Source organism: Methylobacterium sp. C1 (assembly GCF_001854385.1).
Classification (GTDB): domain Bacteria; phylum Pseudomonadota; class Alphaproteobacteria; order Rhizobiales; family Beijerinckiaceae; genus Methylobacterium; species Methylobacterium radiotolerans.
The window spans coordinates 541109-558706 of the sequence record NZ_CP017640.1 but is presented as its reverse complement, the minus strand read 5'-3'; the positions used below and the strand labels follow the sequence as shown (position 1 = coordinate 558706).

Here is a 17598-nt window from a genome sequence, read left to right as displayed (position 1 = left end):
CGGCCGCTGCGGCGACGGACGGTCGGTCAGACCGAGCGCGCCTGGGGCGACACGAACAGCCGCCAGATCTCGAATGCGGCCAGGGCGGCGACGGCAAGCCCGATCCCCACGTGCGTCCATGTTGGTATGGCCGAGTCCGCGAAGCCGAGTGCCCACGGGGCGATGGACACCCAGAGGCCGACGGCGAGGTTTATGTACTCCTCCCAATCGTAGGACTTGCTGAGGGCGAGCACCGAGATAATTGCGATGGCCATCCCGCACACGAAAGCGTTTCGGGCCGCGGCGGTCTCGCTTCCGAGGCTCAGGTACCAGGGCATCATGAGCAGAGCGACGCCGAGTAGGGCATTGAGGGCGTTCGGGATCATGTCCTCGGTTCGGTTCTCGATGGTTCGCATCGTCGCCTCCTTACGGGACGGGGGCACCGGTACTGGGCACGCCGAATGCCGAGCCCTTGGCGGCAGACGGCCTGCCACCTCCTGAAGCCGAGCATCCGGCAATGTCGCATCGAAGCTTTGATGTGGCTCAAGGAGCGCGAGGGGCGCCCGTCTTCACACCCCATAGCCATATGACCTGCGCTAAGCCGGCGCCTGGACCGCGACTGATCATGGCGACGGAGGAAGGTGACCATGCATGCAGCCCGCCGCGGGACTTCGCGGGCGCGGCGGCTTACGCGGAACGGCCCAGGGCCCACGTAGAGGGGACCGCGTGCGCCTTCCCCGTTCCGGCTAGCTCACAGCTTGGCGCGAAGGCCTCGCGAGGACCTTGATCTGACGCAATCCAGCAAGGACCGACGAAGTCAGGAGCCGACCGTCGCAGGGACCGCGACGCGACGCTCCAACGCCGCGACAATCGTCGTCGACAAAAGCTGCACCGCCGGCGAGACGTGGCCGGGAGCCTGGTAGAGGACGATCTCCGTATCGGAGAGCTTCGGCAGCCGAAGACGAGCCGAAACCGATACCATGTCCTCGGGGACCATCTCCGTCGGCAACACGGTCACCCCGAGCCCGGCCTGCACGGCGGCCTGCAATCCGGCCAGGCTCGGGCTGGTGTAGACGATGCGCCAGTCCCGGCCGGCGGCGTCGAGAGCCGACAGCGCGCGCTTGCGGTAGACGTCTGGCGCGGGTGACAGGACGAGCGGGATCGGACCGTTGCCCTCCGCGACCAGACGCGGCGATGCGACCCAGTCGAGCACCTCCCGCCAGACCTTAGTGCCGCCGCTCGGTCCCTGTGGCTCCCGCTTGAACAGGATCATGTCGTACCGGCCCTTGGAGAAGTCATCGAGCAAGTTGACCGTGAAGTCGCAATTCACTTCGAGCGCGACCTGCGGGTGGGCGCGGGCGAAGCACGCTAGAACCTCCGACAGGTGCGTGGTCGCGAAATCCTCCGGCGTGCCGAGCCGGACGACGCCTGTCAGTTCCGGCGTCACGATCTTGGACAGAACCTCGCCCCCGAGCTTGAGGATCTGCCGCGCGTAGGTGAGCAGTACCTCGCCCTCGGACGTCAGCTTGAGTTCTCGACCGTCACGGTCGAACAGGCGACGCGTGAGGCCGTCCTCCAGCCGTTTGATCTGCAGCGATACGGTCGATTGCGTCAGGCCCAGCCTGCTGGCCGCGCGCGTGAAGCTTCCGTTGTCGACGATGGCGACAAAGGTGCGCAGCAGGTCGAGGTCGAAAGGCAGGGACGGCCCGGGCATCGACCTCACGTCAGGTCACACGGGTCGGATCTCAAGCTCCTCGGTTGAGAATCCACTCATCCGGAATGGATCGCAAGGGCGTTGGGTGACAAAGCACACAGCACCTATTGAGAGTATACGGCGATTGAGGATTAAATCAGGGGAGCATATCCTAAATATTTGGTTTCACAATGATCTCCATTGAGAGTGTGAAATTGTAGGCCGAAGCTCAATACTCCAAATCAGGTTTGTGGATGGGGCGAACGCAAGCCGCCGATGCGGGTCTGCTCCAGCCGTTTGATCCACGGATAGGTCCCCACGACCGCAAACTTGATTGGAGACGAGTGATGAATGCGTCGAAGAAGTTATCAGCCGTGGCCATCACGGCCGCGCTCAGCGTCGCGCCGCTCTCCGCCGCGTTCGCCGATTTGCGCCTAGGTCCGGGATCGCGGCCTCTCCCGCAGACGACCTGGGACGGGCTCTCGACCGGTTCGCTCCTCCCGGCCGAGATCCTGACCCCGACCGTCGACGGCTGCCGCCGGAGCTCGGCTCAGGAGGGCAACGCCGACCAACAGCACTTCCCGGTGAAGCAGTACGGCCAGACGTCGGGCGGCTACCGCTGCTGAAGCGGGTGCCCTGCCTCGACCCGGCCGCCGTCCGGATAGCCGGCAATCGCTGTCGCCAACGCGGTCCGCCATGCAACGAACCATGGCGGACTGCGCTTGCGGTCCCGGCCTTCAGGGCATCCGCCGCACGCCCGGCGGCGGCGGCCCATCGCTTCGATCTAACACCGTGAGGATCGAGCACCGCCCAAGGCGGCTACCCTGTGTCGGTTCCGTGTTCCTTCCCCCCACGCATCCCACGGTTTTCTCCTCATTCTGAGGCCGCGCCCCGCCTCCGGGCCGGGACCGTCGTCCTCGCCCGCCCTCAATCCGGTCTCGAAGGTCCTCGCTACATGGATGCGACGAAACACAAACCGCTGACGCTCGCGGAAGCCTGCAGGCTCATCGGCCGTTTCCTCAGGCCGGAGGCCGGTTTCGTCTGGACTGCGGTCGTCTACGGCATCGCCGTGGCGCTCCTGGGCCTCGCCGTGCCGGTGTCGGTGCAGCTCCTGATCAACTCGGTGGCCAACACTGCGCTGCCGGCGCCCCTGTTCGTCCTGTCCGGGCTGCTCCTCGGCCTGCTGCTCGCCGCCGCCCTGCTGAGCGCCGCGCGGATCTATGTTTTGGCGCTGTTCGAGAGGCGCGTGTTCGCGAGAACCGTCGCGGACATCACCCTGCGCGCCCTCCATGCCAGAAACCCGCATTTCGACGATGCACGCCGCGGCGACCTGTTCAATCGCTTCTTCGACCTCATGACGGTCCAGAAGGCGGTACCGCATCTTCTGGTCGGCGGCTTTGCGATCCTCCTGCAGTCCGGGATCGGCCTCGTCCTGACGAGTTTCTATCATCCGTTCTTCCTCGCCTTTAATCTGGTCGTGGTCGCCGTGCTCGTCGGCATCGCGTTCCTCTGGGCGGCGCCGGCGGTCCGGTCCGGCGCGGCGCTGAGCCATGCCAAGCATGAGACGGCACGCTGGCTTGAGAGCGTCGGCAGTTCGAACGGCTTCTACAGGCATGGTGGTCGCCTCACGACCGCGCTTGCCCGTTCCGAGGCTTTGACCGCCACCTACGCGAGGGTGCATCGCCGCCATTTCCGTCACACCTTCGCACAGACCATCGGATTCCTCATGGTCTACGCCATTGCGAGCGCTGGGCTTTTGGCGATGGGTGGGTGGCTCATCCTGCAAGGGCAGTTATCGCTCGGGCAACTCGTGGCGGCGGAACTCGTCCTGTCGAGCGCCTTCTATGGGATCTCGCAACTGGGCTCCCACGCGCGGACCTTCTACGACCTCGTCGCGGCGCTCCACGAGCTGTCGCTGTTCGAAGAGATCGAGCAGGCCGACGGCGGCGGGGGGAACGGCCCTGGTCCGGCCGACGGGAACCTGTGCTTGCGCGACGTCGAGCACGATGGCCTGCGCTTCGACTTCGCGGTCGAGCGCGGCGAGATCCTCGCCGTGGCCGCCGGCGAAGGTGTCGAGCAGGCAATTGCGGACCTCATCGAGAGGAGGGTCCGGCCCGTGCGCGGCTGGGTGATGGTCGGGGGAGCCGACATCGCGGCCTTCGGTCCGGAGGGTCTGCAGTCCGAGATCCTCGTCCTGGATCGGCCGACGCTGCCCGAGACGACCATCCGCCAGTACCTGTCGGGCGACGACGAGTCGTGCCCCGCTCGGATGCACGAGTGCCTTGAACGTGTCGGGCTGGCTGAGCGCATCCGGCGCCTGCCCTCCGGTCTCGACACCGCCTTGTCCAAGTCCGGCTTGCCGCTCTCAACGGGCGAGGTCGTCGCCCTAAAGCTGGCCGCCGCCCTCTTGCGGCCGCCAAAGCTCCTCGTCCTGCCGACGCTCCTCGACCTGTTGCCACCGGATCGCATCGGGGCTGCGCTCGCGGGGTTCCGGGAGGCGGGCACGACGGTGCTGCATGTCACCCGCCGCCCCCCGATGCCGGTTCACGACGACCAGATCCGCCTGGGCGCCCACGGATACGGGCGCGCGGCCGGACGTGTGGACCAGCTCGACAAGACGACGCCGACGGAGAGGCCCCATGCTGTCGCGGCCTGAACATCTCCATCGCTTTCCGACCCTGACCGCGATCCGGCCTCCGCGTGCGGTGGTCGTCCTCGGCTGGATCATCGGGCTCGGAACCGTCGTCGCAGTCCTGCTCCTCCTGTACGTGCCCTGGGTGCAGACCTCGGCCGGGACCGGGCGCGTCATCGCGCCCAACCCCGCCGACCGGGTGCAGACGGTCACGGCACTGGTCCAGGGCCGGGTGGAGCATTGGTACGTCGAGGATGGCCAGCGGGTCCGCGCCGGGGATCCCATCGCCCGCCTCGTCGACAACGACCCTTTCCTTCTCAAGCGCCTGGGCGCCGAGCGAGAGCAGATCGAGGCCGAGATCGCAGCGGCCGATCAGGCCGTGAAGGTGGCGGAGAGCCAGGTCAGCCAGACGCGCGAGGCCGCGGAGAAGGGGTTCGTGACGCGGCGCAACTTCGAGGCCGCGCAGATCCGCGTCGCGGAGCAACGGGCGAAGCTGGCCGAGTCCAAGGCCAAGCTCAGCCGGCTCGAAGTGACCTTGAACCGCCAGTCGGCGCAGCTCGTTCGCGCGCCCAGGGACGGCCGCGTTCTGCACATCAACGCCGCGGCGGCCGGCGCGCTGGTCAACGCGGGGGACACACTGGCCACCCTCGCGCCGCACGCGCCGGAACGCGTCGTTGAGCTGATGGTCGACGGGCGGGACGTCGCCCTGATCCGACCTGGGCAGAGCGTGCGCCTCGCCTTCGAGGGTTGGCCAGCCATCCAATTCAGCGGCTGGCCCTCGGTGGCGCATGGTATGTTCGACGGGCGGGTGAGGGCCATCGACCCGTCGGCCCAACCAAGCGGCCGTTTTCGCGTGCTCGTCGAGCAGGACGCCGGCAGCTCCGCGTGGCCCGACGTCGACTTCATCCCGCTCGGAGCTAAGGCGCGGGGCTGGATACGGATGGAGACCGTCTCGCTCGGCTACGAGCTGTGGCGCGTGCTCAACAACTTGCCGCTGGATTTTCCCAAGACGCCTCAAAACCCGATCTGAAGAGTTCAGTCACAAACCAATTCTCCGCAGACGCTCTGGAGAGCGTGCCAAGGGTCTGCTTTGTATTACTGGAGCGTAGGTGTGTGGCCGGGGCCATGCTGGCGCTATGCCTCAAGTTCGCGAAGCCGAAATCCCGGCGGCCTCCTCGCCGAGAAGTCCGAAGAGCGCGTCGAACACGAGGGGTTTTTCGATCAATGGAATGCCCGCAATCCGAGCCCACGTCCGGATGCCCGGGTCGGGATGGCCAGTGATCAGCACGACGGGGACATGCGCGTCGAGGTCGCGCAGGCGGCCGAAAACCTCAAGACCGTCCATCCCCGCCATGACCTGATCGAGCAGTACGAAGGCCGGTCGCGGGCCGGGAAAGGCCGCCAGCAGTTCGCTGCCGTCGGCGAAGGTCTCGACGCGGTGGCCTTCGCATTCGATCAGGCAGCGCGTGGAATGCAGGATGGCCGGGTCGTCGTCCACGACATCGATGAGGGTCTCGCGGGCCCATGGCATGGCGCGCACCGTTCAATGTGGCTCTGCGTTGAAGCCGCCACCAAGCGTTCGCGGATCGGGCGCTCGCCTTGACCTGCCTCAAGCCCGCGTCAGGCTAGCCCGGCCAGCACCGACCAGCGCACCAATTCCTGCAGGCTCTCCGCCCGCGTCTTGGCCATGAGCTTGGCCCGGTAGATCTCGACCGTGCGCGGGCTGATGTCGAGCGTCCGACCGATCTCCTTGCTTGTGCCTCCGGCGACGAGGTGGTTCAGGACCTGCCGCTCGCGCTCGCTCAGGGTTCCGAACCGTCGCACGAACTCCCGCAGCGTCGGGTCGACCGCTCCGGCGGCCCCGCCGCGCTCCAAGGCCGACCTGAGCGCTTGGATGAGCGCCTCGTCGTCGAACGGCTTTTCGATGAAGTCGCAGGCGCCGAGCTTCATCGCCTCGACAGCGAGCGGCACGTCCCCGTGTCCCGTCATCATCACCACCGGCAAGGCGTGCCCCGCCGCCCGCAGGCGGCGCAGCAGTTCCAGCCCGTCGATGCCGGGCATGCGGATGTCGGTCAGGACGCATCCCCCGGCCGGCTCCTTCAGCCCGTCGAGCAGGTCCGCCCCGGCCTCGTAGAGCCGGACATCGAAGCCCTCGGTCCCGAGCAGGAAGCCGACGGAGTCCCGCATGGCCGGATCGTCGTCCACGACGTGCACGAGGTCAGTCGCCATCGGGCGGGTCTCCCACGTGAGCGGCCTGGAGCGTCAGCCGGAAAGTCGCCCCGCCGGTTTCGTTGCGTTCGACGTCGAGGCGGCCGCCATGCGCCTCGACGATGGTGCGGCAGATCGAGAGACCGACGCCCATGCCACTTCGCTTCGTGGTGACGAACGGCTGGAACAGCCTGTCCGCGACCTCCGCGGCGATGCCAGGCCCGGTATCCGATACAGTGATCTCGACCGTCTCCCCGTCGACGGACCTCGCCTCCACGGTCAGTTCGCGCCTGTCGCCCTGGTGCATGGCCTCGCGGGCGTTGCGCAGGAGGTTCACCAAGACCTGCTGCACCTGCACCCGGTCGGCGAGGACGCAGCCGGCCCGCGGGTCAACGGCGACGCGCGCGGCGATGCCCTGCTCGCGCGCGCCGACCAGCGCCAGCGCGCTGGCCTCCTCGATCAGCCGCGCGACCGGCTCGACCCGCTTCTCCGCCTCGCCGCGGGCTACGAACTCGCGCAGGCGCCGGATGATCTGGCCGGCCCGCAGCGCTTGCTCGGCGGTCTTGTCGAGGACTTCCATCGTCCGAGCGATGGCCTCGGGATCGGCCCGAGCCAGCAGGCGGCGGCAGCCCTTGGTGTAGTTGGCGATGGCGCCGAGCGGTTGGTTCAGTTCGTGCGCGAGCGCGGAGGCCATCTCGCCCATCGCGCTGAGCCGCGAGACGTGGGCGAGCTCGGACTGAAGTTCCTGGAGGCGGGCCTGGGTGCGCTGGTGCTCCGTGAGGTCGTTGATGAAACCGGTGAAGTACACCTGCTCGCCCGAGCGCATCTCGCCGATGGCGAGCTCCATCGGGAAGGTGGAGCCGTCCCGCCTCCGGCCGGTCACGACCCGGTTGGTGCCGATGATGTGGCGTTCCCGGGTGCGGCGATAGCGGTCGAGGTAGCCGTCGTGCTCGCCCTGCATCGGCTCCGGCATCAGGATGCGGACGTTCCGCCCGACCGCCTCGCCGGCCGCGTAGCCGAACAGGCGCTCGGCCGCGGCGCTGAACGAGTGGATCAGGCCCTTCTCGTCGATGACGACCATCGCCTCGGGCACGGTGTCGAGGATCGAGCGCAGATGCGCCTCGCGGGCCCGGATGTCCTCCTCGGCCCGCTTCTGCTCGTCGATGCTCAGGACCACCCCGCGATGCCGTGCCGGCCGGCCGGCGTCGTCGAAGCTCACCCGCCCGCGCGAACGCAGCCAGCAGACGGACCCATCGGGACGAACGACGCGGTAGTCGGCCTCGTAGCTTCCGCCCTCACGCAACGCCCGCTGGATGGCGTCAGCGCGGGCCTGCCGGTCGTCCGGATGGACGAGCGCCTGTGTGTCGGCGAAGGTGGTGAGCCGCTCGGGCGGCACCCCGAACAGGTGTGCGCAGGTCGGCGAGGCGGTGGCCCGCCCGGTCTCGATGTCCAGCGACCAGACGCAGATGCCGACATCGTCGAGAGTCCGCCGAAGCTCGTCGCTCGCCCGCGTGACGTCGCGCTCAAAGTCGGCGCTGGGCCTGTCGACGGTGTCCGTCATCGAGCGCACCCGTGAAAGTCCTTCGTGCGGCCGTCGTGGAACTCGTCTGTGTCCGACCGCGGGGCGGCTGCATCGCGTGCCTGGTCATTACTGCGATTCCGGGGCGGGGAACAGCCGCCGGTGCGTATTCGCCGCCGGGGTCGAGTAGTTCTTTGGGCCGAACCGGCAATGATACCGCGTCACCCGAGACGCTTGAGGTGGATCAACGCGGCGCGGTCGCGACTAGAGGAACCATCGGACGGCGGAACCCGGAGAACATCCATGTCCAGACCTAGCCCTTCGCCCCTCGCGGGCATCCGAGACATCCTCGTCGGAACCGCCGTGGAGGGCGAGCGTGAGGAAGCCTCGTCGGCCATCGGATACGGCCTGACCTTGGCCAAAGCCGCCGGCGCTCACCTCACCGTTCAGTCGGCCTCGTGGCGCCTGTCGGGCGATGACGCCTGGCTCGGCGAGTTTGACTACGAAGGCGTGTCGGTCGTGGACCGACGGCTCGACGAACTGGCCCGCTCCATCGCCGAGCGCTCGGCCGGGGACGCCGCGCAGGCCGGCGTGGTCTGCACGACCGAGGCGCCGAGCCTGCCCTATCCGGAGATCGTGAGCCGTCTCGCCACGCGCGCGCGCCTGTACGACCTGACGGTCCTGGACATCGGTCCGCGGACGTACGACCTCGACCGCGAGATGGTCGAGAAGGCGCTTTTCCACAGCGGTCGGCCGGTCATCGCCGTCCCGCCTGGACGCGACGCCTTCGTCGCGCGGCGGATCATCGTCGCCTGGGACGGCAGCGCCCAGGCCGCTCGGGCCGCCAACGACGCCTTACCGTTCCTGCGTTCAGCCGAGGCGGTCGAGATCGTCTCGGTCGGCACCGAAGCGGAAATCCACGAAGCGGTGCCGGGCGCCGAGTTCGCGCCCCACCTCGCCCGGCATGGGGTGAATGTCAGCGTCAATGATCTTCCGGAGCGGGATAGCGTCGCCGATACGTTGCGCGTCCAGGCCGGCTTGTTCCGGGCCGACATGATCGTCATGGGTGCCTACCGGCACTCCCCAACCCGCGAATACTTCTTCGGTGGCGTCACGCGCTCTTTCCTCAGGGGTAGCCCGGCAGCCCTGTTCCTGTCTCGCTGAAGCCTGGAGGACGACGATGACGGAGCGAGATCCTCAACGGAACGTCGCGAAAGGCCGGGTTTTTCGGTCGCGTAAACGCGGGCGCCTCTCCGAGCCGGCTGCGACGCAGTCGAAGGCCGACGAAGCGCCACCCCAGGTCCGTGCACCGAACAGGATAGAATGGGCCGGCCCGCTGAACGAGGAAGAGCGCGCCGCGCTTGGGGCTGGCTGGAGCTTCGTTGAGTGAAGGGGCCGCGCACGGCCTACGGCGGCCCGAGCTTGCCGGGCCGCCAAATTCGTGCACGCGCGAGTTCCCCAATGGCCTGGATCAAGCGGTGCACGTCGCCTCGATGCGGCAGGGGCGTGGCGCGCTCGGTCAGAGTTCCGATCAGCCCATCGACGAAAACGGAGGCGCCGGAATAGGCCAGGGTCCAGTCCGCGAAGCGCCGCCTGTCGATGTCATCGTAGACTAGCACCTCCACGCCTGCATGGCGCCGATCGCGCTGGATGCTGTCCATCAGCGCGTCCACCGCGGCGCGGGGGCCTTCGAGTATCTGTGCGAAACGCTCGCGCGACGCGACGAGTGCTCCGGTGATGCCGAGTTGTGCGTTTCTGGCCAGCGACGTCTCGACGATGTTCCGGACCTCAACGTCGGAGGACATCCGCCGGCTGACGTAGAGAAGCGACCCTTCCATGGTGCTCGTCCCTTCGGGGCTCGGCGTCCCGTCGAACCCTCGCCCTTGGTGTCCGGCTGCCGGCGCTTTGACGTCCGTCTCACCGCCTCAGCGTCCGCATATAGGCCGTCAGGTCGGCCGCATCGCTCGGATCGAGCCGGAAGTCCGGCATGGCCGGATGCCGGCGTTCGACGCCTTCATCTAGGACGTCGGCAAGGTCGCCTATGGGAAAGCGCTCGGCGAGCGAGCGGAACGGCGGCGCCTCACGCATAGGGCTCGCGCCCGTCATGCGGACGGCGTGACAGCGCGCGCAGACGATGCCCGCCAGGGCGCGGCCGCGCGCGGCGGAAGCCTCTTCCGCCGCCGCAGGCCCGGCGAGCAGTCGGAGCGCGATGCTCGCGCCGATCAAGAAACGCCTGCTGGGCATCAATGGCACATCAGGCTGCAGAAAGGGGAGCGGTCCAAGAGGTCTCGCGTCACGCCGCCGAATATCCACTCCCGCAACCGAGAATGGCCGTAGGCGCCGAGGACGATCAGGTCGGCGTCCTGCATCAGGGCGAAGCGCAGGATCTCCGAGCCGTCGTCGTCCTTTGTGTGCAGGCGGTGCGGTGTGACGTGGGCACCGTGCCGCGCGAGGTGGTAGGCGACGTCTTCCACGCCCTTAAGGCGTGCGTCCGTGCCGACCGTCGCGACGAGGACCTGGTCCGCCTCCCGGATGAGTGGCAGCGCGGCCGACACCGCCCGTCGTGCTTCGGGGCTATCCTTCCAGGCGACCAAGATGCGCGCCGCCTTCAGGTGCGCGGTCCTCGGCGGCACGACCAGGACCGGCCTGCCTGCCTCCATGAGCACGGGCCCGGGCGGCACGCCGAGAGGCCCTGGATCCTGGTCTCCGAGACCCTTCCGGCTCACGATCACGAGGTCCGCGGCGCGCGCCTGCTCGATGAGATGTGCGGTGGCGTCGGCGAAGCACCAGCGCCAGTCGGTGGGAATGCCATTCCCGGCGAAGCGTTCGAACGACGCATGAGCCTGTTCCAGGATGGCTTGTATCTGCGCCTTGTTGCGGCCTTCCTGGTCGATGGCATCGTAGATGTCCCGCACCAGGATGGGCGCTGGAACGGTGTGGGCGGCCACACCTGTCAGGGTCGCCCCGAAGCGTCGGGCCAAGTCGGCGGCAAGCCGTATCCGATCCGGTGCGGCCTCGCCGAGGTCGGCGGACACGAGGATGTTCGCGTAGTCCATGGCGGCCTCCGTTGTGCATCGATGCCGACGAGGAAAGCCTGTTCTTGGTTGGAACGGGCCACCTTGATCCATCGCAAGCCCCGTGTTCCGTCGACCGGCCTCATGGATGCCGCGCAGCCTCCCGCGCCATCGGCTTGCGAGCGTCTCGGGGACCGCCGAGCGCCCGCATGGCGTTGAGGATAACCGCTACATCGATGAGCTCTTGGAGCAACGCGCCCTGGAGGGGCGTGAGGTGTCCTAGTGCCGCCGCGGTCATGCCGGCGAGCGACAGGCCAAGGCCGATCCATACGCTTTGAAGCGCGATGGCGCGGGCCCGCTTGGCAATGCGGATGGCTTGGGGCAGGGGCGCCAAGCTGTCGACCAGTAGAACGACGTCCGCGGCTTCGGCCGCGGCCGCCGCACCCCTCGCGCCGAGTGCCACGCCGAGATCTGCGGCCGCCAGGGCGGGCGCGTCGTTGACACCGTCGCCGACCATCATCACCGGACCGTTGCGGCGCTCGGCGGCCACGGTGTCCGTCTTCGCCGTCGGGTCGAGGTCGGCGGCGACGGCGTCTACAGGCAGACCAGCGACGAGCGCCTCGGCGACGATGCGCCGGTCTCCAGTCGCGAGTAACACCCGCTCGATGCCGCACGCGCGCAGTTCCAGAAGCGCGCTGCCGCCGTCCGCACGGAGCGGGTCGGCGAACTCCAGGATGGCGGCCGGCGCGCCGTCAATGGCGACCAGCACCGTCGCCGCGGCTGCCGCCAGGCCTCGCGCCTCGTCCGGTATTCGGAAGTCGATCCCGTGGATTCGCATCAGGTGCAGCCCCCCGACGACGAGGTGCCGCCCCTCCACGAGACCGGTCACGCCTTCCCCAGGCGTCTCCTCGACGGCTTCGGGTTGCGAGAGCGTCAGGCCGCGTTGGCGCGCCTCTTCCACCAGAGCCTGCCCTACCGGGTGGCCCGAGGCTTGTTCGAGGGACGCCGCGAGCCCGAGCACCTCGTCCTCGTCAACGGCGCCGAGGGTCCGCAGGGCCACCATCCGGGCGGTGCCGTGGGTCAAGGTGCCGGTTTTGTCGACGACCAGGACGCGGACCTTGGCCAGCATCTCAAGGGCACCACCGCCCTTGATAAGGACGCCGATGCCGGCGGCGCGGGAGAGGCCGGAGACGAGCGCAACGGGCACCGCCAGGATCAGCGGGCACGGGGTGGCGACGACCAGCACGGCCAGCGCCCGAGCGGGGTCGTCGGTGGCGAGCCAAGCGCCTCCGGCCAGCAGCAGTGTGAGCATGAGGAAGGCGAGACCGTACCGGTCCGCCAAGCGGGCCATCGGCGCCTTTCGGGCCTGCGCCGCATCCACGAGACGGATGATCCCGGCATACGTGCTCTCGGCCGCGGGCCGATCTGCGACCAGCGTGAACGGCGTGCCCGCGTTCACCGTCCCGCTCAGCACGGGCTCGTTCGCGAGGGCGGTGACGGGCAGCGCCTCGCCGGTCAGGCTCGAACGGTCGAGCACGGCGCGGCCTGCGGCGACCCGGCCGTCCACCGGCACGACGTCGCCGACGCGCACGAGGATGCGGTCTCCCGGGACCAACGCCGCAAGGGGCACCTCCGTCAGCACCCCGCCGTCCTCGCGCAGGGCGGTCCGGGGCTGGCGCGCGATCAGCGCGGTCATGGCCCTGCCGGCACGGCCGGACGCGTACGCCTCCAACGACTGGCCGCCGGCGTACATCAGGGCGATGACGGCGCCGGCCAGCGGCTGCGACAGCGCGAGCGCGCCGCCCATCGAGAGCAGGGCGACGAGGTCGAGCCCAACGTCGCCCTTCGCCAGGCTCGTAACAATCTGGAATACGAGGGCTCCGAGGACCGCCAGGGTCGCGAGGGTCCAGGCCGCCGCCGCGATATCTGCCCGACCGAAGACCTGCACAGCCAAGCCGACACAGAGGCCGGCAAGCGGCAGGGCTGCAAGCCACCCGTGCACGCCCGGCGTCCATCCGGCGGCCACCGGTCGATCCGTCTCGGGCGAGCTTAGGGCTGACGACTTCATGTCTGCCCCTCCCGTTCGAGCCTACGAGATGAGCTCGGTCCGGCTTTGCAGGCCTTGCGCTGGATCAACGCGTCGCGGCGGGACCGCAGATATCGTGCTCGCTCGCCGGCAGGCCTGGGCCGGTATCCTCCACGGCCACCTCGATCGCTTGGCCGGTCCAGGCGACCGCAACCTGGACAGTCCCTCCCGGGGGCGTGAACTTCACGGCATTGTCGATGAGATTCGAAAGGGCCTTGAAGCAGAGGTCCCGGTCGCCGTGGACGGTGAAAGGTCCCACAGCCGAGAGGACGAGCCGGACGCCGCTCTCTTCGGCCTCGGGCTCGAAGAAGCCGCGCACGCAGGGACGTGTGCTGAGCCTCGCCGTCCGGCCCGGGACCGGGTGACGGCGGGGCAGACGCTCGCGACCCTCGATGCCGCCTTCCTCCTCGACGCCCGCAACGGGCTCCAGGCGGCTGAAGCCGCCCTCGGCGAGGCGCGGGCCTCCGAGGCGGTGGCAGCGCTACAGGTGAAGCGTGGGCTGGAGCAGCTGATATTCGGTGGCGTGGCGCAAGCCGAGGTCGAGCGGCGGCAGGTCGATCTCGCCAAAGCACAGGCGGCGGTCAAGTCTGCGCAGGCGAACGCGGAGATGTACCGGTCGCAGTACCAACGCCTCGCCCCGGCCGAGGGCGCCGCGCCGGGCACCAGCGCCGTGGTCACGCCGATTGCCGGCGTAGTGACGAGCGTCGGCATCACCCTGGGCGAGGTGGTCGATACCGGGCGCGACGCCTTTACGATGGCCGATCCCACCCGTGTCGTCGTGCTGGCGAACCTCTACGGGGCCGATATCTCCCGGGTGAAGGCCGGGGATGCGGTCTCGGTGGAGAGCCCGGCCCGGCCATCCGCCCTTCGAGGGCCATATCCGTTCGGTCAACGCCGCCCTCGATCCGGCGACGAACACGGCTCCGGCGCAAATCGAGCTCGACAACCCGCAGGATCTCCTGCGCGCCAACCTTTTCGTCTCGGTGACGGTCGCGGCTTATGTCGGTCGCGACGGCGTGACCATCCCGGCGGCGGCCGTGCAGCAGACGGACACCGGCCCCATCGCCTTCGTGCGCACGGCCCCGGACAGGTTCGAGCGGCGGGCCCTGACGCTGGGCATCCAGCGCACCGACTGGGTGGAGGTGCGCCGAGGCGTGGCGGCGGGTGAGAGTGTTGCGACCGCGGGCAGCTTCGGCCTGAAGGCCATCCTGCTGCGCAGCCTTATCGGCTCGACGGATTGAGCGGCGGCGATGAAGAGCTGGATCGCCCTCTCGGTCCGCCGCCGCTTCCTCGTGCTGATGATCGCGCTCGCCGCGGCGTCGGGCGGGATCGCCAACCTCGAAGGACTCTCGATCGACGCGGTGCCGGACATCTCGCCGAAGCGGGTGATGATCCTCACCCTCTCGCCGGGGCTCGGTCCCCTGGAAGTCGAGCGACTCGTCACCTTTCCTGTCGAGAACGCGATGGCCGGCGCGCTGGGGCTCTCCAACGTCCGCTCGACGTCCCGGGCCAGCGTCTCGGCGGTCTACGTCACCTTCGACGAATCCGTGTCGGTCACAGCGGCGCGGACGGAGGTGTTCCAGCGCCTGCCCCAGGCCAAGAGCCTGATGCCCGCCGGAGTCGGCGATTCGCAGATGGGTCCGATGGCGACCGGCCTCGACGAGATCTACCAGTTCGAGCTGCGGGGGCCCGCCTACACGCCGATGCAGCTCAAGCGCATCCTGCAATGGACCATCGCGCCGAAGCTGAAGCTCACCTCCGGCATCGCCGACGTGAACATCTACGGCGGCCAGATGCCGACCGAGGAGGTCCGCGTCTCGGCGGACGCGCTGCGCCGCTACGGCGTGACGCTGGCCCAGGTCTACACGGCGCTCGCCGAGAACAACGCAGCCCGGGGCGGCGCCTACATCGAGCACAACGACCAGCAGGAGACGATCCGCTGCCTGGGCCTCGCCAAGAGCCCGGAAAACATCGCGAACATCGTCGTCGCGACGGGCCCCGGTGGTGTGCCGGTGACGCGCGGCACGCTGGGCACGGTGCAGGAGGCCCCCAAGGTCCGGCTCGGCGCCGTCACCCACGACGCGGAAGGCGAGACCGTCATTGGCATCGCGATGATGCGCGACGGCGAGAATGCCAGCGCCGTAGTCGCGGAGGTGAAGAAGACGATCGCCGCCCTGCGCCAGCAACTGCCGCCTGGGGTCGAGATCGTCCCGTTCTACGATCGCAGCACGCTGGTGGACCGCACCATCCGCACGGTGGAGCACAACCTCCTCGAGGGGGCGGCGCTGGTGATCGTGGTGCTGCTCCTGCTGCTCGGCCACCTGCGCGCAGGAATGATCGTCGCCGCCGCGATCCCGCTCTCGATGCTGATGGCGTCTGCCGGGATGCGGCTGCTCGGCCTGTCGGGCAACCTGATGAGCCTCGGGGCGATCGATTTCGGTCTGATCGTCGACGGCGCCGTGGTGATGATCGAGAACGTGCTCCGCGCCCGGGGCGAGCACCCGGATCGCCCGGCCCATGATCTTATCCGCGCCGCCGCCGCCGAGGTGGTCCGCCCGGTGATCTTCGCGGTGGCGATCATCATGATGGTGTACGTCCCGATCCTCGCCCTCGAAGGCGTCGCCGGCAAGATGTTCGCCCCGACGGCGCTCACGGTGATCCTGGCGCTCGGCGCGTCGCTCATCGTCACCCTGAGCCTCATGCCGGCGCTCGCGGCGCTCTTTCTCGCGCGGCGGACTGTCAATGAGCGCGAGACGCGCCTCGTCCACGCGGTGCGGCGTGTCTACACGCCGGTGCTGTGCTGGGCCGAGCGGCACGCGTTCGTCAGCGTGCTCACGACGGTCGCCCTGTTCGCCGGCTCCTGCGCGATGGCCACGCGTCTCGGGGGCGAGTTCCTGCCGAAGTTGTCGGAGGGCTCGATCGTTATCACCTCCGAGAAGCTGCCCAGCATCGCGCTGAACGCCTCGCTCGCCACCGTCACCCGCATCGAGCGGGTGCTGAAATCCTTCTCCGAGGTGAAGCGGATCGTCTCCCTCACCGGCAGCGCCGAGATCCCGACCGACCCGATGGGCGTCGAATCGACTGACAGCTTCATCACCTTGACCGACCCCTCGACCTGGAGGACCGCCCACAGCCAGGAAGGGCTCGTCGCGGCGTTCCACAAGCGCCTCCGGTAGAAGGTGCCGGGCGTCGCCTATAGCTTCTCGCAGCCGATCCAGATGCGGATGGACGACCTCTTGGAGGGCGTGCGCGGCGACGTCGTGATCAGCCTCTACGGCGACGACCTGAAGGTCCTGAAGGACACGGCCGATTCCGTCGTGCGGGTGGTCTCAGGCATTCAGGGCGCGGCGGACGTGAAGGCCGAGGCGCAGGCCGGGATGCCGGCGCTCTCGATCCGGGTCGACCGGGCCAAGGCCGCCCGCTACGGCATCAACGTGTCGGACGTGCTCGACGTGGTCGAGAGCATCGGCGGGCGCACCGCCGGCATGGCCTACGGCGACGACGATACCATCACCGACTTTGTGGTCCGGCTCGACCCGGCCGACAACAGCGACATCGAGCGCATCCGCGCCCTGCCGGTGGGGCGGCCGGGCAAGGAGACCGGTTCCGCCATGACGGTGCCGCTCGCGATGGTGGCCTCGGTGGAGGTCACCTCCGGCCCGGCCCAGATCAGCCGCGAGCGGCTGCAGCGGCGGAGCTCGATCCAGGTCAACGTCCGCGGCCGCGACGTGCAGAGCTTCGTGGACGCCGCGCAGAAGGCCGTGTCCGATCAGGTGAAGCTGCCGCCCCGCTACGCGCTGCAATGGAGCGGCCAGTACCACAACCTGCAGGAGGCTACCGCCCGTCTCTCGGTGGTGGTGCCGGCGGCGCTGGTGGGGATCCTCGTCCTCCTCGTCGTGATGTTCGGCGACATCCGCCGCGCCGGGCTGATCGTCCTCAACGTGCCGATAGCCGCGACGGTGGCATCCTGGCGCTTGCTTTACGCGACATGCCGTTCTCGATCTCGGCGGCGATCGGCTTCATCGCGACCTTCGGCATCGCGATCCTGAACGGCGTGGTGCTGACGAGCACCATCCGCGATCTCGAAGCTTCCGGCCTCGACCCGCGGGAGGCCGCCACCCGGGCGGCCGAGAGGCGCCTGCGCCCGGTGATAATGACGGCCCTCGTCGCAACGCTCGGCTTCCTGCCGATGGCCCTATCGACCAGCGCCGGGGCGGAAGTGCAGCGCCCCCTCGCGACCGTGGTGATCGGCGGGCTGATCTCCGCGACGTTGCTGACCCTCGTGGTCCTGCCGGCGGTCTATCCGGTGGTCGCCGCGATGCGCCTACCCTTCAGCAGTGCGCGAACCGGCAGATTGATCTTCCCTCGGCTTCGCGGATACCTCTGATACGCTCGTGCTGAGCGGGGAAGGTGTCGGATGGCGAAGACGAAACGCGAGTTCACGCCCGAGTTCAAACGCCAAGCGGT

Annotated in this window: 16 protein-coding genes and 2 pseudogenes; 8 read left to right on the top strand and 10 right to left on the bottom strand. The window is 68.7% G+C overall.

Annotated features, from left to right (window positions below):
• Window positions 1-26 precede the first annotated feature (26 nt).
• Window positions 27-395, bottom strand: coding sequence for an SPW repeat protein (locus BKE41_RS02455; RefSeq protein WP_070998467.1), 369 nt, complete (start codon window positions 393-395; stop codon window positions 27-29).
• Between the two features lie 401 nt (window positions 396-796).
• Window positions 797-1693 carry a LysR substrate-binding domain-containing protein gene (locus BKE41_RS02450; protein ID WP_012317416.1) on the bottom strand — a complete coding sequence of 299 codons (897 nt, stop codon included), beginning with the start codon at window positions 1691-1693 and terminating at the stop codon, window positions 797-799.
• Window positions 1694-2019: 326 nt separating this feature from the next.
• On the opposite strand from BKE41_RS02450, the gene BKE41_RS02445 reads away from it, so the two are divergent.
• The 3 genes from BKE41_RS02445 to BKE41_RS02435 all read left to right on the top strand — a co-directional run bounded on the left by BKE41_RS02445 (window position 2020) and on the right by BKE41_RS02435 (window position 5334).
• The gene (locus BKE41_RS02445; RefSeq protein ID WP_012317415.1) at window positions 2020-2298 is read left to right on the top strand and encodes a hypothetical protein; all 279 of its coding nucleotides are present in this window, start codon (window positions 2020-2022) and stop codon (window positions 2296-2298) included.
• A gap of 329 nt (window positions 2299-2627) precedes the next feature.
• Window positions 2628-4328, top strand: a complete 1701-nt coding sequence (locus BKE41_RS02440; protein WP_070998465.1) for an ABC transporter ATP-binding protein — start codon at window positions 2628-2630, stop codon at window positions 4326-4328.
• A complete protein-coding gene (locus BKE41_RS02435) occupies window positions 4312-5334 on the top strand; it encodes an HlyD family efflux transporter periplasmic adaptor subunit (RefSeq protein ID WP_012317413.1) in 1023 nt (340 codons plus the stop codon). The genes BKE41_RS02440 and BKE41_RS02435 overlap by 17 nt, the downstream gene beginning before the upstream one ends.
• 111 nt (window positions 5335-5445) lie before the next feature.
• Here BKE41_RS02435 and BKE41_RS02430 read toward each other — a convergent pair whose 3' ends face one another.
• From BKE41_RS02430 to BKE41_RS02420, 3 genes are all read right to left on the bottom strand, one after another.
• Complete coding sequence (locus BKE41_RS02430) at window positions 5446-5835, bottom strand: response regulator (protein ID WP_070998463.1); 390 nt, start codon at window positions 5833-5835, stop codon at window positions 5446-5448.
• Window positions 5836-5924: 89 nt separating this feature from the next.
• Window positions 5925-6533: a response regulator FixJ gene (fixJ, locus tag BKE41_RS02425; RefSeq protein ID WP_012317411.1), complete on the bottom strand. Its 609-nt coding sequence runs from the start codon at window positions 6531-6533 to the stop codon at window positions 5925-5927.
• Window positions 6523-8073: a PAS domain S-box protein gene (locus tag BKE41_RS02420; RefSeq protein WP_071000621.1), complete on the bottom strand. Its 1551-nt coding sequence runs from the start codon at window positions 8071-8073 to the stop codon at window positions 6523-6525. Before BKE41_RS02420 ends, fixJ begins: the two co-directional genes overlap by 11 nt.
• 261 nt (window positions 8074-8334) lie before the next feature.
• Between BKE41_RS02420 and BKE41_RS02415 the strand changes: the two genes are divergently transcribed.
• On the top strand, window positions 8335-9195 hold the full coding sequence (locus BKE41_RS02415; protein ID WP_070998461.1) for a universal stress protein: 861 nt from the start codon (window positions 8335-8337) through the stop codon (window positions 9193-9195).
• A 242-nt stretch (window positions 9196-9437) separates the two neighbouring features.
• Here the strand turns inward: BKE41_RS02415 and BKE41_RS02410 are convergent, their stop codons facing one another.
• The 5 genes from BKE41_RS02410 to BKE41_RS32570 all read right to left on the bottom strand — a co-directional run bounded on the left by BKE41_RS02410 (window position 9438) and on the right by BKE41_RS32570 (window position 13450).
• Window positions 9438-9869 carry a BLUF domain-containing protein gene (locus BKE41_RS02410; RefSeq protein ID WP_070998459.1) on the bottom strand — a complete coding sequence of 144 codons (432 nt, stop codon included), beginning with the start codon at window positions 9867-9869 and terminating at the stop codon, window positions 9438-9440.
• A 79-nt stretch (window positions 9870-9948) separates the two neighbouring features.
• Window positions 9949-10275 (bottom strand): cytochrome c, encoded by a 327-nt coding sequence (locus BKE41_RS02405; RefSeq protein WP_070998457.1) that lies wholly within the window; start codon window positions 10273-10275, stop codon window positions 9949-9951.
• Window positions 10275-11087, bottom strand: a complete 813-nt coding sequence (locus tag BKE41_RS02400; protein ID WP_070998455.1) for a universal stress protein — start codon at window positions 11085-11087, stop codon at window positions 10275-10277. Before BKE41_RS02400 ends, BKE41_RS02405 begins: the two co-directional genes overlap by 1 nt.
• Window positions 11088-11187: 100 nt before the next feature.
• Complete coding sequence (locus BKE41_RS02395; protein ID WP_070998453.1) at window positions 11188-13113, bottom strand: heavy metal translocating P-type ATPase; 1926 nt, start codon at window positions 13111-13113, stop codon at window positions 11188-11190.
• Window positions 13114-13177: 64 nt separating this feature from the next.
• Window positions 13178-13450 (bottom strand): ATP-binding protein, encoded by a 273-nt coding sequence (locus BKE41_RS32570; protein ID WP_024831162.1) that lies wholly within the window; start codon window positions 13448-13450, stop codon window positions 13178-13180.
• On the opposite strand from BKE41_RS32570, the pseudogene BKE41_RS32565 reads away from it, so the two are divergent.
• The 4 genes and pseudogenes from BKE41_RS32565 to BKE41_RS31915 all read left to right on the top strand — a co-directional run.
• Window positions 13370-13933, top strand: a pseudogene (locus BKE41_RS32565) (efflux RND transporter periplasmic adaptor subunit); the annotation flags it as partial. The gene BKE41_RS32570 and the pseudogene BKE41_RS32565 overlap by 81 nt on opposite strands.
• Window positions 13934-13958: 25 nt before the next feature.
• Window positions 13959-14372 carry a hypothetical protein gene (locus tag BKE41_RS32560; protein WP_312892934.1) on the top strand — a complete coding sequence of 138 codons (414 nt, stop codon included), beginning with the start codon at window positions 13959-13961 and terminating at the stop codon, window positions 14370-14372.
• 9 nt (window positions 14373-14381) lie between these two features.
• Window positions 14382-17180 (top strand): annotated as a pseudogene (locus BKE41_RS02385) (CusA/CzcA family heavy metal efflux RND transporter).
• Window positions 17120-17518 carry an efflux RND transporter permease subunit gene (locus BKE41_RS31915; RefSeq protein ID WP_245295887.1) on the top strand — a complete coding sequence of 133 codons (399 nt, stop codon included), beginning with the start codon at window positions 17120-17122 and terminating at the stop codon, window positions 17516-17518. The pseudogene BKE41_RS02385 and the gene BKE41_RS31915 overlap by 61 nt, the downstream one beginning before the upstream one ends.
• Window positions 17519-17598: the final 80 nt, after the last annotated feature.